The organism is Rhizobium sp. SYY.PMSO (assembly GCF_046840415.1).
Classification (GTDB): Bacteria; Pseudomonadota; Alphaproteobacteria; order Rhizobiales; family Rhizobiaceae; genus Rhizobium.
The window spans coordinates 3677446-3692154 of sequence record NZ_CP177349.1 but is presented as its reverse complement, the minus strand read 5'-3'; the positions used below and the strand labels follow the sequence as shown (position 1 = coordinate 3692154).

The 14709-nt window shown below is 62.1% G+C and carries 17 protein-coding genes; 13 read left to right on the top strand and 4 right to left on the bottom strand.

Annotated features, from left to right (window positions below; genetic code table 11):
* The first annotated feature begins 93 nt into the window (after positions 1-93).
* From ACJJVH_RS17880 to ACJJVH_RS17865, 4 genes are all read left to right on the top strand, one after another.
* The gene (locus ACJJVH_RS17880; RefSeq protein ID WP_112801222.1) at positions 94-1380 is read left to right on the top strand and encodes an imelysin family protein; all 1287 of its coding nucleotides are present in this window, start codon (positions 94-96) and stop codon (positions 1378-1380) included.
* A gap of 45 nt (positions 1381-1425) precedes the next feature.
* On the top strand, positions 1426-2985 hold the full coding sequence (locus ACJJVH_RS17875) for a di-heme oxidoredictase family protein (RefSeq protein WP_412064468.1): 1560 nt from the start codon (positions 1426-1428) through the stop codon (positions 2983-2985).
* Entirely contained in the window at positions 2985-4094 is a 1110-nt protein-coding gene (locus ACJJVH_RS17870) for an imelysin family protein (RefSeq protein ID WP_412064467.1), read from the top strand. The genes ACJJVH_RS17875 and ACJJVH_RS17870 overlap by 1 nt, the downstream gene beginning before the upstream one ends.
* Positions 4095-4208: 114 nt before the next feature.
* The gene (locus tag ACJJVH_RS17865; RefSeq protein WP_112801227.1) at positions 4209-5300 is read left to right on the top strand and encodes a DUF1513 domain-containing protein; all 1092 of its coding nucleotides are present in this window, start codon (positions 4209-4211) and stop codon (positions 5298-5300) included.
* A 377-nt stretch (positions 5301-5677) separates the two neighbouring features.
* Here ACJJVH_RS17865 and ACJJVH_RS17860 read toward each other — a convergent pair whose 3' ends face one another.
* Positions 5678-6751 carry a DUF2252 family protein gene (locus ACJJVH_RS17860; RefSeq protein WP_412064466.1) on the bottom strand — a complete coding sequence of 358 codons (1074 nt, stop codon included), beginning with the start codon at positions 6749-6751 and terminating at the stop codon, positions 5678-5680.
* A gap of 161 nt (positions 6752-6912) precedes the next feature.
* Here ACJJVH_RS17860 and ACJJVH_RS17855 point away from each other — a divergent pair, with 161 nt between their 5' ends.
* The 3 genes from ACJJVH_RS17855 to guaA all read left to right on the top strand — a co-directional run bounded on the left by ACJJVH_RS17855 (position 6913) and on the right by guaA (position 9678).
* Positions 6913-7374, top strand: coding sequence for a PaaI family thioesterase (locus ACJJVH_RS17855; RefSeq protein WP_112801229.1), 462 nt, complete (start codon positions 6913-6915; stop codon positions 7372-7374).
* The gene (locus ACJJVH_RS17850) at positions 7371-8012 is read left to right on the top strand and encodes a 5'-methylthioadenosine/S-adenosylhomocysteine nucleosidase (protein WP_112801230.1); all 642 of its coding nucleotides are present in this window, start codon (positions 7371-7373) and stop codon (positions 8010-8012) included. The genes ACJJVH_RS17855 and ACJJVH_RS17850 overlap by 4 nt, the downstream gene beginning before the upstream one ends.
* 103 nt (positions 8013-8115) lie before the next feature.
* Complete coding sequence (guaA, locus tag ACJJVH_RS17845) at positions 8116-9678, top strand: glutamine-hydrolyzing GMP synthase (protein WP_112801231.1); 1563 nt, start codon at positions 8116-8118, stop codon at positions 9676-9678.
* A gap of 96 nt (positions 9679-9774) precedes the next feature.
* On the opposite strand, the gene ACJJVH_RS17840 is transcribed toward guaA, so the two are convergent.
* The gene (locus ACJJVH_RS17840; RefSeq protein WP_112801232.1) at positions 9775-10215 is read right to left on the bottom strand and encodes a hypothetical protein; all 441 of its coding nucleotides are present in this window, start codon (positions 10213-10215) and stop codon (positions 9775-9777) included.
* Positions 10216-10456: 241 nt separating this feature from the next.
* Here ACJJVH_RS17840 and mug point away from each other — a divergent pair, with 241 nt between their 5' ends.
* Complete coding sequence (gene mug, locus ACJJVH_RS17835; RefSeq protein WP_412064465.1) at positions 10457-11038, top strand: G/U mismatch-specific DNA glycosylase; 582 nt, start codon at positions 10457-10459, stop codon at positions 11036-11038.
* A 27-nt stretch (positions 11039-11065) separates the two neighbouring features.
* On the opposite strand, the gene ACJJVH_RS17830 is transcribed toward mug, so the two are convergent.
* Positions 11066-11620 (bottom strand): NAD(P)H-dependent oxidoreductase, encoded by a 555-nt coding sequence (locus ACJJVH_RS17830; RefSeq protein WP_112801236.1) that lies wholly within the window; start codon positions 11618-11620, stop codon positions 11066-11068.
* 59 nt (positions 11621-11679) lie between these two features.
* On the opposite strand from ACJJVH_RS17830, the gene ACJJVH_RS17825 reads away from it, so the two are divergent.
* Genes ACJJVH_RS17825 through ACJJVH_RS17815 form a run of 3 tightly spaced genes read left to right on the top strand, consistent with a single transcriptional unit; the run spans position 11680 to position 12985 of the window.
* Positions 11680-12153: a MarR family winged helix-turn-helix transcriptional regulator gene (locus ACJJVH_RS17825; RefSeq protein WP_412064464.1), complete on the top strand. Its 474-nt coding sequence runs from the start codon at positions 11680-11682 to the stop codon at positions 12151-12153.
* Positions 12154-12205: 52 nt separating this feature from the next.
* On the top strand, positions 12206-12421 hold the full coding sequence (locus ACJJVH_RS17820) for a DUF4180 domain-containing protein (protein WP_412064463.1): 216 nt from the start codon (positions 12206-12208) through the stop codon (positions 12419-12421).
* A gap of 12 nt (positions 12422-12433) precedes the next feature.
* A complete protein-coding gene (locus ACJJVH_RS17815) occupies positions 12434-12985 on the top strand; it encodes a GNAT family N-acetyltransferase (RefSeq protein WP_113356151.1) in 552 nt (183 codons plus the stop codon).
* Positions 12986-13019: 34 nt separating this feature from the next.
* On the opposite strand, the gene ACJJVH_RS17810 is transcribed toward ACJJVH_RS17815, so the two are convergent.
* Entirely contained in the window at positions 13020-13583 is a 564-nt protein-coding gene (locus ACJJVH_RS17810; RefSeq protein WP_412064462.1) for a methylated-DNA--[protein]-cysteine S-methyltransferase, read from the bottom strand.
* A 13-nt stretch (positions 13584-13596) separates the two neighbouring features.
* Here ACJJVH_RS17810 and ACJJVH_RS17805 point away from each other — a divergent pair, with 13 nt between their 5' ends.
* Positions 13597-13947 carry a hypothetical protein gene (locus ACJJVH_RS17805; protein ID WP_412064461.1) on the top strand — a complete coding sequence of 117 codons (351 nt, stop codon included), beginning with the start codon at positions 13597-13599 and terminating at the stop codon, positions 13945-13947.
* A gap of 133 nt (positions 13948-14080) precedes the next feature.
* Positions 14081-14704, top strand: a complete 624-nt coding sequence (locus tag ACJJVH_RS17800) for a 2'-5' RNA ligase family protein (protein WP_113423907.1) — start codon at positions 14081-14083, stop codon at positions 14702-14704.
* Positions 14705-14709: the final 5 nt, after the last annotated feature.

Below are 14709 nucleotides of genomic sequence, written 5' to 3'. Positions count from 1 at the left end.
TCTAAACTAGAGCATTTGACACAAGTTTGTTTTTCATACATGACACAAAATGCCAAGTTTTTGACGGTGCCCCCGCTGTCATAGGAGAGGAACATGAAACTGAAGATCAATATTGGCGCCGCGCTTGCGGTGGCCGTTGTGACGACTGCCGCATACAGCCTGCCGGCTCTTGCAGCCGCCCCCGAGCCGGCCGCCGTCATCAAGCATTATGCGGAACTGGCACATGCCAAATATCAGGATTCGCTGACGACGGCGAAGACGCTCGACAAGGCGATCGACGCCTTGCTCGCCCATCCCAGCGACAAGACGCTGAAGGCGGCGCGCGCAGCCTGGATCAAGGCCCGCGTTCCCTATGCGCAGACGGAAGCCTATCGCTTCGGCAACCCGATCGTCGACGACTGGGAAGGCAAGGTGAACTCCTGGCCGCTGGATGAAGGCCTGATCGACTATGTCGACGCCTCCTATGGCACGGAAAGCGACGAGAACGCGCTCTATGTCGCCAACGTCATCGCCAACAAGACGATCAAGATCAACGGCAAGGATGTCGACGCTTCGCATCTGACGCCGGAATTCCTGTCGGGCACGCTGCATCAGGCAGGCGGCGTCGAGGCCAACGTCGCGACCGGCTATCACGCCATCGAATTCCTCCTGTGGGGTCAGGACCTGCACGGCACCGGACCGGGCGCCGGCGAACGCCCCGCCACCGACTACGACCTGAAGAATTGCACGCATGGCAATTGCGACCGCCGTGCCGAATACCTGAAGTCCGCCTCGACGCTGCTCGTTTCGGACCTGCAGGACATGACCGACAAGTGGGCGCCGGAAGGCGAAGCCACCAAGCATGTCGAAGCCGATCCGAAGGCCGGCCTCACCGCCATCCTCACCGGCATGGGTTCGCTTTCCTACGGCGAGCTTGCCGGCGAGCGCATGAAGCTCGGCCTGCTGCTGCACGATCCGGAAGAAGAACAGGATTGCTTCTCCGACAATACCTATAACGAGCACAATGGCGACGCCATGGGCATCGCGGCGGCCTATACCGGCAACTATACCCGCGTCAACGGCACCAAGATGAAGGGTCCGTCGCTGCACGATCTGGTCAAGGCCAAGGACCCCGCGCTCGACAAGGAAATGGAGACCAAGCTCAATACGACGCTTGCTGCCATGAAGGCGCTGGTGCATCGCGGCGAGACGGTCGAGAAGTACGACCAGATGATCGGCGAAGGCAACAAGGAAGGCAACGCCACCGTGCAGACGGCCATCGACGGCCTGCTCGACCAGACGAAGAGCATCCAGCGCGTCATCGCCGCGCTCGATCTCGGCACGATCAAGCTTGAAGGTTCGGACAGCCTGGACAACCCGAACGCCGTCTTCAAGAAGTAATGAGGGAGAGCGGCAGCGCGACAAGGCGCTGCCGCCCCGATACCCATGACGCATATCCCGGCCAACCGTGCCCTTCTGCCCGCCCTCGCTGCGGGTTTTTTGGTTTTTTCCATCACGCTTGCCGCCGCCGGCATTCTCGATTTTCCGACCGTCCGCACCGATCTTTCGCCCGAACAGTTGAAACGCGTGCGCGATGTGACACGCGCGACCAGCAACTTTCTCAAGGCCGAACCGTACGAAACGATGCAGGGCGGCGGCCTGACCGCGATCGACAACGTCACGCGCGATATCTTTTCGCAGCCCTCAGCCAATCTGAACCCGGAACAGGGCCAGGATTTTCATCTCGGCAACGCCCTCTTCCGCAAGCTCTGGGTCTCGGCGCCCTCCTCCACGCAGGCATCCGATGGGCTAGGCCCGCTGTTCAACGCCCGCTCCTGCCAGAGCTGCCATATCCGCGACGGTCGCGGCCATCCGCCGGAAACCGCGGGCGCCGTAGCGACCTCGATGGTGCTGCGCCTGGCGCGCAACGCCACAACGCCGGACGAGGAACAGGCCGTCAAGAATTTTCATGCGCTGAATCTCCCGGATTCGACCTACGGCGTACAGTTGCAGGATCTCGCCGTGCCCGGCCTTGACGCCGAGGGCAAGGTGACAGTCACCTACAGCGAAGAGAAGGTGACGCTTGCCGGCGGCGAAACCGTGAGCCTCCGCAAGCCGGCATATGGCGTCAGCGATCTCGCCTATGGACCGATGGATGCCGGCACCACGCTTTCGCCACGCATCGCGCCGCCGATGATCGGCCTCGGCCTGATCGAAGCCATCCCCGATGCCGATATCCTCGCCAACGCCGACCCGGACGATAAGAAGGGCACCGGCATCCGTGGCCGTCCTGCCATAGTCCGCGACCACCGCACCGGCGAGATCGCGCTCGGCCGCTTCGGCTGGAAGGCGCAGAATGCGACCGTGCGCGACCAGGTGGCGGACGCCTTTTCCGCCGATATCGGCATTTCGACGCCGGATCGGCCGAATGCCCACGGCGACTGTACCGACAGGGAAGCGCGCTGCCTCGTCATGCCGACCGGCGTGCAGAAACGGCTCGGCGATACCGAAGCGCCGGACCCGGTGCTGCCGCTCGTTACCTTCTACTCCGAAAACCTCGCCGTGCCGGCCCGCCGCAACGCCGGCGCACCCGATGTGCTTCACGGCAAGGATATGTTCTATCGCTCGGGCTGTACGGCCTGCCACACGCCGAAATTCGTCACGCGCGACGGCATCAGGGACAAGGACGGCAAGGATTCTCCGCAGGCCTTCCAGCTGATCTGGCCCTATTCCGATTTTCTGCTGCACGACATGGGCGAAGGTCTTTCGGATGGGCAGCAGGTGGGGGTGGCATCCGGTCGCGATTGGCGCACGCCGCCGCTCTGGGGTATAGGCCTGACACAGACCGTCAGCGGCCAGCAGACCTATCTGCACGACGGTCGCGCCCGCACATTGACCGAAGCCATCCTCTGGCATGGAGGAGAGGCTGAAAAAGCCCGCAACGCATTCGCCGACCTTTCGAAGGACGATCGGCAAGCCCTCATCAACTTTCTGGAGTCACTCTGATGCACCACTGGAAACGCCTTGCTGCCAGCCTTCTCCTTACCGTTGCGGCCTTGCCTGCGCATGCCGAGGACGCGACGACCAATGGCGCCGGCCTGAACGAGGCGGCGGTGCCGGCCACGCTGCAGAAGGCGGTGGATGACGTCATTCGACCCGGCTATCGCGCCATGCACGATTCCGCCGCGAAGCTGACGGTGGCGATGAAAGCGCTTTGCGCCGACCCCTCGGACGCAACGCTTTCCGGCGCCAAATCGGCGTTCGGCGATACGGTGAAGAGCTGGTCGCGCATCGAGATCGTCGATACCGGCCCCATCATCGAAAAGAACCGCTTCGAGCACATCCTGTTCTATCCGGACCGCAAGGGCGTCGGCCTCAAGCAGGTGCAGGCGCTGATCGCCAAGGCGGACGAGCATGACACGACCGTCGAGGCCGTCGCCGGCAAGAGCGTGGCGCTCATGAGCATGACGGCGCTGGAATATGTGCTCTTCGGCAACGGCTCGGACGTGCTCGGCAAGGGCAAGCAAAGCTTCCGTTGCCGCTATGGCGCGGCCGTCGCCGGCAACATCGAAAATACGGCCAAGGAAATCGCCGACGAATGGGATGCGCCCGACGGCGTGCAAAAATCCTGGAAATTCCCCGGCAAGTCCAGCAACGATTTCATGGATAACAAGGAGGCCGTCACGGCGCTGCTCGGCATCCTCGTGCATGGGGCGGCCAACGTCCGCGACCAGCGGCTGGAAACCTTCTACAAGGGCGATCCGGCTGCGGCACGGCCGAAAATGGCGATCTACTGGCGGTCCGCCAATACCTGGACCTCGTTCACCGGCAATGTCGAGGGCCTGAAGACGCTCTGGGAAAAGGCCGACATGGCAAGCCTGCTGCCGGCAGACAAGCGTGCTGCCGCCACCAAGATCGACGGATTGCTGAACGAACTGGCGACGACTGCGCCCACGATCAATCCGGATATCGAGGCTGCCATCGGCAACGATGCGGAGCGCGCCAAGATCGACAAGCTGCTCTCCGTCAGCCGCGACCTCGCGACCAGTTTCAGCGATGAGTATGGCGGTGCCATCGGGCTTTCCGCCGGTTTCTCCTTCGCAGACGGAGACTAGAACATGATGCCGAAAAGTGTTTGCGGTTTTCGGGCGACATCATGTTCTACTTCTTCGATTTTAGAGCGGATGATTTTAGGTCGAACAGACCTAGAATCATCCGGCTCTGGGCGCATGCGCAGCGGCCTCATCGATCGGCGAGCTTTCGTCAAGGCTGCGGGGCTGACGTTCCTCGCGGCCCTGAAGCCCGGCGCCTTGATGGCGCTGGAGCGGGCCGATGCGGTCTATGCCTCCGGCATACGCGCCGCCGACGGCTCGTTTGCCGTGGCGACGGTGACCGAGCAGGGCCGCATCGTCGATCAGGTCGCGCTGCCCGCCCGCGCCCATGGCATGGCTTTTTCGAAGGCGACCGGCAAGACCGTCGCCTTCGCGCGCCGGCCCGGCATCTATGCGATGATCTTCGATCCATGGACAAAAGCCGAACCGATCGTCATCACCGCCAAAGAGGGACGGCACTTTTACGGGCACGGCACGTTTTCGCCCGACGGCAGGCTACTCTATGCCAGCGAGAACGATTTCGACAACAATCGCGGCATCATCGGGCTTTACGATGCCAGCAACCGCCTTGCCCGCATCGGCGAGTACGAGACCTATGGCGTCGGCCCGCATGACATGACGGTCTCGGACGACGGCAGGTTCCTGATCGTCGCCAATGGCGGCATCGAGACCCATCCGGATTTCGGCCGCACCAAGCTCAATCTCGACCATATGCAGCCGTCGCTGACGCTGATCGACGCCGCCAGCGGCCGGCTGATCGAAAAGCATGTCCTGCCGCCGCAATATGCCCAGGTATCGACCCGGCATGTCGATATCGATTCAAGCGGACGGGTCTGGTTCGCCTGCCAGTACGAAGGCCACCGCAACGACCTGCCGCCGCTTGTCGGTCATTTCGCGCGGGGCGAGGACTTGACCTTCGTCACCCTGCCCGACGATACGACGCGGGCGCTCGGTAACTATGTCGGCGCCATCGCCGTCAACCGCGCCGAAAACCTCGTCGGCGTGACGTCGCCGATCGAGGGGACCTCGGTGACGCTGGATGCAAAGACCGGCAAGGTACTGAAGGTGGAGAGCATTGCCGATGCGGCCGGCATCGCGGCAGCTCCTCACGGTTTCGCCGTCTCCTCCTATGACGGCGATTTCCTGGGCGAACACAGCGATGTCGCCTGGGATCAGCATATCGTGCGGATCAAGCGGCCTGCGGCCTGATGGGGTGGGAGTTTTCTCGCTCATCGGATGGAATTGAGTTTCGGCACCACCCTCTGTCAGTGTCGTGACATCCGCGCCGCGGGAGAGGCAATTGCATATGGGCATACACGGTAGCCACCCCCTTCTCCCCCACGGGGAGAAGGTGCCGTCAGGCGGATGAGGGGGTGCCTGCCAAGGCCACGAAGATCCATGAATTCAAATCGGTCAGCCCCCTCATCCGACCCTTCGGGCCACCTTCTCCCCAAGGGGAGAAGGAACTTCCGGTGCTGATCCACCCATATGCAATTGCCTCTCCCCCGGCGCGGATGTCACGGCAATAACAGAGGGAAGCGGCGTACCCTCCAGGAGCTCAGAGCCTGGATGTCATCCCAACCTCATCAGCGCCGTGCAAACTCCGCCTGCTCCGTATCGACTGCCACGGCTGCCACCTTGGCGGCTGCTCGCAGCCAATCGGAGCCTCTCGCATCGAGATCGGCGAGAATGCCTGACACGAGCGACGCGTCATTGGCATGGCAATTGGCGATTTCGAAGCCCATCAGATCCAGCATATCCGGCGACAGGAGCATTTCCGCATCGCCCTGCACTTCGATCTTGCGGCTGTTGGGCGACAGGCGGCGCACCAGCAAGGTTCCGGTGACCTGATAGCGCGGATCGGGTGAGCGCGCCCGTCCGGTCGCGATAATACCCGTGCGGATCGTCTGGTCCGACGGATTGTGCGCCAGCGACCAGCCGGACTGCAGCAGGGCCTTGACCTCGCGCAGCACCGGCCCGCCGCGCCATTCGACATAGGCGACGAAGCGCGGGCGGCCGAGGCTGCCGGTGCCGGCCAGACGCGGCTTCGGCTCGAATGCCGCCGCAGGATCTGGCAGGGCATTGTGCAGCGCCTTCAGATAGCGGTCTGCTACCGGACCGTTTGCCGGCGGCAGGATGCGGTATTTTTCCCAGAACGCCTTGCGCTCGGCATTCGGAAGCAGGACGGCGTTGCGAAGCCACTTGTAGTCGCGCTCCAGGATGACGGGAGACGGCTGCTGCAAACCGCGGCGATAGCCTGCGAGAATGGCATCGGCAACGGTGCGCGGCGTCGGGCCACCATCGGCGCACGCCAGGATCGCGCTGGTCCCCAGGCGGACGAGATCGAGCGCATAGGGCATGACGGCCGCCTCGTCGAAGTCGTTGGCACCCCAGACCAGCCGCCCTTCCTCGTCGCGCCAGGTGCCGAAATTTTCGAGATGCGTATCGCCGATCGCCAGTATCTGCGGGGCGGTCTTGAGCGCGGGGCAGATGCCCAAGATGGTTTCGGCCCAGCGCCAATAGGTTCCGCGCAGAAAGGAGAAGCTGTCGGCCTTCATCAGCTTGTGCTTTTTCGCCAGACCGGCCTCGACCAGATCGACGCCGAGCTGCGCCCGCATCCAGCTCTCGTAAGCCGCCACCGATTGCAGGATCGTCGTCATTTGCGCCCTCGCGATAAGCATCATTGCTTCGGATAGCATGGCGATCCGATCGTGGAAATTCGATGTCGGAACGACGGATCGGCGCGCTCCTCTTTTCCGCCGGATAACCCTTGTCCAAAGCGCCTCTCCGTGCCAATTTCGCACCCGCGAAAGGGGATGGCATGACAGGGGCAAGCGAGACGGGAAGCAGCGGCGACTTTCGAACCCGCATCAGAACGAGCTTCGAGCGGCAGGCGGCGATGGCGACGATCGGCGCGGAGCTGACGCGCGTCGAGCATGGCACGGTCGAGATCGAGCTGCCGTTCGATGTAAAGCTGACGCAGCAGCACGGCATCCTGCATGCCGGCATTATCGCCGCCGCCCTGGATTCGGCCTGCGGCTTTGCCGCCTACAGCGTCATCGATCCCTCGGCGTCCATCCTCACCATCGAATTCAAGATCAATCTCATGTCGCCCGGGCGCGGCGAACGTTTTCTGTTTCGCGGCGATGTCACCAAGCCCGGCACGACGATCATCGTCGCAGACGGCCGCGCCTATGCCATCGGCGATGGACCGGCCAAGCTGATTGCCTCGATGACGGGAACGATGATGGTCATCCGGGGCAGAGAGGGAATTAGCGGATGAAATTCGAACTGAAGCGGGTATCGGGCAAGTCGATCCTGTTCGTGATGGCGGCCGAGGCCGAATACGGCCCCTTCCTGCGCTCCCGCATCGATCCGCTGATGACCGGCGTCGGCCCCGTGGAGGCGGCGATCGCCCTCACTCGCGCGTTTGCCCAGCTCGAGGCGCAGGACGACCTGCCCGATCTCGTGGTTTCGCTCGGCTCCGCCGGCTCCTCCCGGCTGGAACAGACGGAAGTCTATCAGGTCGCCTCCGTCTCCTATCGCGACATGGACGCCTCGCCGCTGGGCTTCGAAAGAGGCCGCACGCCGTTCCTCGACCTGCCGGCGACGATCGAGCTGCCGTTGCGCATTCCCGCCATTGCCGAAGGCAGCCTATCGACGGGTGCCAACATCGTATCCGGCTCGGATGCCTATGAGCGCATCGGCACCGACATGGTCGACATGGAAACCTTCGCCGTGCTGCGGGCCTGCCAGATCCATGGCCTGCCGCTGATCGGGCTGCGGGGCATTTCCGACGGGCAGGTGGAACTGCAGCACATTTCCGACTGGACGGAGTATCTGCATGTGATCGACCGCAAACTGTCCTATGCCGTCGACGGGCTGTTTACGGCGCTGGAAGACGGCGTATTCTGGTTCTGATAGGCCGGAAAACACGAAAATTGAGGACAATCGGGACAATAAAATCCGCTCCGGCCCGATTTGCCCGATTGCCAGCGAAAGCGCTTTTCATTAAAGGCTCGCCATGACCCAGACAGCACACCCAGACACCGTTCTCATCGTCGATTTTGGCAGCCAGGTGACGCAGCTCATCGCACGCCGCGTGCGCGAAGCCGGCGTCTATTGCGAAATCGTCCCCTTTCAATCGGCCGAAGCCGGCTTCAAGCGGCTGCAGCCGAAGGCCGTGATCCTTTCCGGCAGCCCGGCCTCGACCGTGGACGAAGGCTCGCCCCGCGCGCCGCAGATCATCTTCGAAAGCGGTATTCCGGTGTTCGGCATCTGCTACGGCCAGCAGACCATGTGCATGCAGCTCGGCGGCAAGGTCGAGAGCGGCCATCACCGCGAATTCGGCCGCGCCTTCCTGGACGTCGACAAGGATTGCGCCCTCTTCGAAGGGCTGTGGTCGAACGGTTCGCGCCATCAGGTATGGATGAGCCATGGCGACCGCGTGACCGCGCTGCCCGAGGGCTTCGAAGTGGTCGCCACCTCTTCGAACGCGCCTTACGCCTTCATCGCCGACGAGAAGCGCAAGTATTACGGCGTTCAGTTCCACCCGGAAGTCGTGCATACGCCCGATGGCGCCAAGCTGATCGGCAACTTCATTCACAACATCGCCGGCATCAAGGGCGACTGGTCGATGTCGGCCTATCGCGCCAAGGCGGTTCAGGCGATCCGCGACCAGGTTGGCGACAAGCGCGTCATCTGCGCGCTTTCCGGCGGCGTCGACTCTTCCGTCGCAGCGCTGCTGATCCACGAAGCGGTCGGCGACCAGCTGACCTGCATTCTCGTCGACCACGGCCTGATGCGCAAGGACGAGGCGGCGAACGTCGTCGCCATGTTCCGCGAGCACTACAACCTGCATCTGCTGCATGTGGACGCTTCGGACCGCTTCATCGGCGAGCTGGAGGGTGTTTCCGACCCAGAGACCAAGCGCAAGATCATCGGCCGCCTCTTCATCGAGACCTTCGAGGAAGAGGCCAAGAAGCTCGGCGGCGCCGATTTCCTCGGTCAGGGCACGCTTTATCCCGATGTCATCGAGAGCGTTTCCTTCACCGGCGGCCCGTCTGTCACCATCAAGTCGCACCACAATGTCGGCGGCCTGCCGGAACGCATGAAGATGCAGCTCGTCGAGCCGCTGCGGGAGCTCTTCAAGGACGAAGTGCGCGCGCTCGGCAAGGAGCTCGGCCTTCCCGACAGCTTCATCGGCCGCCACCCCTTCCCCGGCCCCGGCCTCGCGATCCGCTGCCCCGGCGGCATCACCCGCGAGAAGCTGGAGATCCTGCGCGAAGCCGATGCCATCTATCTCGACGAAATCCGCAAGGCCGGCCTTTACGACGCCATCTGGCAGGCGTTTGCCGTGCTCCTGCCGGTGCAGACCGTCGGCGTCATGGGCGACGGCCGCACCTACGAGTTCGTCTGCGCGCTGCGCGCCGTCACCTCCGTCGACGGCATGACGGCGGATTTCTATCACTACGACATGGAATTCCTCGGCCGCGCCGCGACCCGCATCATCAACGAAGTCCGCGGCATCAACCGCGTGGTCTACGACGTCACGTCGAAGCCGCCCGGCACGATCGAATGGGAATAGAGGCGAGCCGCCGTTCCTCGACAGCTTTCCGCCAAAAGGCCTGATTGCCAATTCGGCAACCGGGCCATCCGGGGAACGATGAAGAGAGCGGTGCCCTTACTTCACGGTGATGCTCAAACCGCTGATATCGGCGTTGACTTGCAAGCCCACCTGCTTGCCTGTGAGCTCGAGCTTGGCGCCCTTGTCATTGGTCATGACAATCATCTGGGCGCCCTTCCCGACCGCACCGCCGCCGCCGGCTGCGCCGTAGACACCTGCTACATCCCGGGCGCGGCGGATATTGCGCACGGTGCCCTGGAAATAGGTCTTGGAGGCGCCGAAGGCGAGGCCGCCCGAGATGCCGCCGATCGAGATGGGATATTTGCGACCGTGGAAGGTCAGCGTGCCTTCGCCGCCGGAGCCGCCGACGAAGAAAGCGGCCTTGTACACGGCGAAACGGACCGTGCCGCTATCGGCATGCGCGGCACCGGCAAACCCAATTCCCGCGGCAGCGATGGCGGCAACCGCGACTGAACGAAATCCAGACGAAATCTTCATGATGAGACATCCCTCAAGAGCGCCGCTTCCCCAGCCGGCCGGGTACGACACCAGCGTCGTAACTAGTTACATATTAACAATCTCGCACGCGATTGGTTCCAAAGAAAGTACGATAATAACAAAGCGTTAGAGCATGCTCAAATAATCGGGTGGGCTTGAGGGGGCCGATCGGATACCGTCTGCGACGCATTTGCTCACGCCGCATCGACCTTCGTCGTCGGTTCCGCCGGGAAGTTTCCATATGCAAGATGATGCCGCAGCCGAAAGTATGGATGTCCGTGGTGAAACAGCAGCGCCGGCAGGCGGACTGTCGGACATTCTCGAGCCTTGCCTGTCCGTGATTTTCTGCGGATTGAACCCCGCGCTTACGGCGCATCGGGACGGCCACAATTTCTCAAACAGCAGCAATCGGTTCTGGCGGGTCCTGCATCTTGCCGGCTTTACCCCTCGCCTGCTGCGGGCGGAGGAGGAGCGCGAAATGCTGCAATACGGCCTGGGTCTGACATCGGCCGTTTCCCGTCCGACGAAAAGCGCCAGCGAACTGAAAAAGAGCGACTACATTGCCGCCGCTCCGATGCTCGAAGACAAGATCAGAAGGCTTGCGCCACGCAATCTGGCATTTCTGGGCAAAGCCGCCTATGCCGCCATCGGCTCTCGGGCCGAGATCGAATGGGGCAGGCAGCCGGACGATTTTGCCGGCACTTCGATCTGGGTCCTGCCGAACCCGAGCGGCCTCAACAGGGCCTTCGATCTGGCGAAACTGACGGAGCACTACCGCGAGATGAAGCTGGCGATCGATCGCGCGACCATCCCTGCCGGATGATGAAGATGGCTGCGGATTGCCGCTACGTCAGGCGCGGCCAAGTTCCACGAAAGCCCGTTCGAGCATCGCCCGGCCATCGGCGAATTCCGTCGCCGGGTCCACCTCGCCGGCATTTGCCTCGATGCGGGCGCGCGACAGGGTGAAGCCGGGCATGGTGTCGACGGGCGTCATCTTCAATCCGGTCAGCACCTGATGAAGCTGGGCGGCGCATTTGTTGCCGCCATGGCCGCCATAGGTGACGATCATGGCCGGTTTGCCGCTCCACTCCCGATAGAGATGATCGAGCGCATTCTTCAATACGGCCGGGTAGCCCCAATTATATTGCGGGCTGACGAAAACAATGGCGTCGCCGCTGGCGATCTTTTCGCTCCAGGCCCTGGTGAGGCCGGTGCGATAATCGCCCGTTGCCGGGATGCTCGGCTCTCCATCCATCGGCAAGGGCCAATCGCGGAGATCGACAATCTCGAATTCGGACGGCAGCAGCTCGCGACCGACCGAAGCCACCCATTCGGCGACCACGGGGCATATGCGGTTCGGCCTGACACTGCCGACGATGACGAGGATTCTGGATGGCATAGGCATGGCGCCTTCTCCAATTATGTGTATAATACACTTAACTGAAGAGGACAGGATCTGTAAAGGTGCAAAATACACATATTCTCGATGAGCTGGCCGGCGGCCTGCTCGATATCGTCAATTTCCTGAATGCGCCGCAGCGCGACGAAGCTCTCCTGCGCGCAGCGGGCGTGCAGCTCGACCGCGCCCTGTTTCCATTGCTCGCGAGGCTGGGCATGCAAGGACCGCTCGGCGTTGCCGAGCTCTCCGAACAGGTAGGGCGCGATTATACCACGGTCAGCCGCCAGCTGGCGCGGCTGGAGAGCCTCGGGTTCGTCACCCGCAACCCCGATATCGAAGATCGGCGCCGGTCGATCGCTCAGATTACCGACGAAGGCGGCATATGCTTCAGGGCCGTGCGCGAGGCACGCAGGCGGGCCTTGACGCAGGCGCTTGCCGATTGGACCGATGACGACCGGCAATCCCTTACGCGGCTCGTTCGCCGCTTCGCCGATGCGCTGGGCGAGCTGCCATTGCCGGAGAATGACCAAGCGGGCTAACGCTAGGATTGCGCTGCGCGACATGATAGGCATCGCTCATCGATTACGCGGAATGATGGCGAACACCCCACGAGGCGCGATTATCCAGAAACTCGTCAACTATCGCTCCCAGCTCGTCATCGTCGGCGACACCTCGCGATGGGTCGAAAGCAGCAATGCATTGTGCGATTTCGTCTATGAATCGAACAAGGGATGCGAGGTCTGTTTTCTGCCGTATATGGATGGCCTGGCCGAGCGTCTTCAGCCGACCGTCCAGAGCTGGATTTAAAGGTATGCCTTCATGGAACCCACATTCTCTCCGCCGCAACTGGAAACAGAACGGCTTATCCTGACGGGCCATACGCTCGATGACTTCGCTCCGCTTGCCGCCATGTGGAGCGACCCGTTGGTGGTGAAGCATATTTTCGGCAACGTCGTCTCCACTTCAAGAGAGTCATGGATGCGGATGCTGTCCTATCATGGTCTTTGGCCGCTGCTCGGATATGGCTACTGGGCAATCCGCGAGAAATCGTCCGGCAGCTATGTCGGCGATCTCGGCTTTGCCGATTTCCATCGGCTCACGGATCCGCCGATCAAAGGCATTCCGGAAGCCGGCTGGACGCTGGCGGCATGGGCGCATGGCAAGGGCTTTGCCACCGAAGCGCTGGCCGCCGCCATTGCCTGGCTGGACGATCAGCCTCGATTCGACCGCAGTGTCTGCCTGATCTCGCCGGGCAATGCGGCCTCGATCCGCGTTGCCGAAAAGGCCGGCTATCGCGATCCGATGCCGGTCCGCTTCAACGATAAGGACACATTGCTGTTTTCCCGCGCCCGTCAGGCGCCGAAAGAATAGGTCGCGGGGGCCGGCGCCGTTGACGGCGTTCGGCTTAAAACGCCAGCGATTGCTGCACCGGTTTCGGCGGCGCCAGCTGGACGCCTTCCAGTTCCAACATGCGCGCCTTCGCATTCGAGCCGCCGGGCGCCGAAAAGCCGCCGATCTTGCCGCCCGCCGCCAGCACGCGATGGCAGGGGATGATCAATGCCACCGGATTTTTTGCCATGGCCTGACCGACATCGCGCGCGGCTTCAGGCCCTGCGCCAAGCTGCTTGGCCAGAGTTCCATAGGTCGTGGTGTGGCCCCAGCCGACCTGCCGGGCGGCATCGTAGATCTGCCTGAAGAAATCATCCTGCTCGCCAAGGTCGAGCGTGACGCCGGAAAAATCGATTTCCTCGCCAGCGAAATAGCGCTTCACCTGGGCGATCACGTCCGCGACCGCCGCGGTCGGCGAGGTGGGCTGCGCATTCGGCAGCCGGCGCAGAAGCAGGCGCTCGGTCGCTCCCGCGTCGTTGGTCGGCAATTGAAAGCGCAGGACTCCGACATCGCTCCAGGCGATGCCGCAGAAGCCGCCGGCGGTTTCGAAGATCGAATAATTCTGCCTTGTCTCGTTCATGACGAAAGCTCCCGTGTTTCCACTTGTCATGAAAATCGTCCCGGAAAGCGTCGGATTCAACCCGATTCTTGCGAAGATCGAAACTTGCCACCGTCTTTGCCACGATAAAATCGAGCAACGAGGGCGGCAAGCACCCTATCAATATCCGCCGCCCGACGGAGGAGAGTTTTGCGTCGTGCCGCTGCCGGAGCCACCGGAGGTCGTGCAGGAGGCGACAGCAAAGCCGGTAAGAGCGAGAAAAGCGGCCGAAAAGAAGATCTTGACGCACATGATGGTCGTTCCTTTTGAAAGAGATGCGACGAAACCCCGGCATGGCGTGAACAGACCGGGCCGGCCTTTTATTCGGCCGCGCCTCTCTAAATGAGGATTGCCGCCCGCGGTCGTGCCCAATCCGACCAATGTTCTTGTTTTGTTCTTGATATGGCTATCATCGGATCGTATGATGTCGGCATGGGGAAAATGGAAGGAGGCAGAGCGTGTAAGCTTTGAAGCGATCCATGAAGAACAACAGGCAACTCTCACTCAATCTCGGAGACGGAGGGCGCAGACAGACATCGCTGCCCTCGGAACAGGAGCCAGCCAATGGGCTCTATTTTGCTATCCTGCCCGATCAGGAGACGGCCGCGCGCAGTTTTGAACTCGCCGGAACGTTTCGCCGCCAATACGGCTTTTCAACGAAGCCGCGGCGCAAGGATCTGTTCCATATCACTCTCTATCGAATGCAGATCGATCCGATGCGCGAATTGCCCGAAGACGTGGCGTTTGCGGCAATGGAGGCAGCGTCGACGATTAGAAAGCGATCGTTTCCAGTCCTGTTCGATCGGGTTGTGAGCTTCGGCAATAGAGACAATCGGCCGCTTGTCTTATGGAACAAGGATGGAAACGCGGAATTGAAAGCGCTTCATCGCGAACTGGATGAAGCCATCGAACTGACAGGCTTCAAGAGAGGCCGCGAAAAGCCGGTCGAGCCGCATATGACGCTGCTTTATCAGGGCCATCTCATTCCGGACATCCTGCTCGAAGAGCCCGTTTCGTGGACCGCCAGAGATTTCGTGCTGATCAACAGCCTGTACGGCAAGGCAACTCACGACCATCTTTGCTATTGGCCGCTGCACGACTGAGCGGC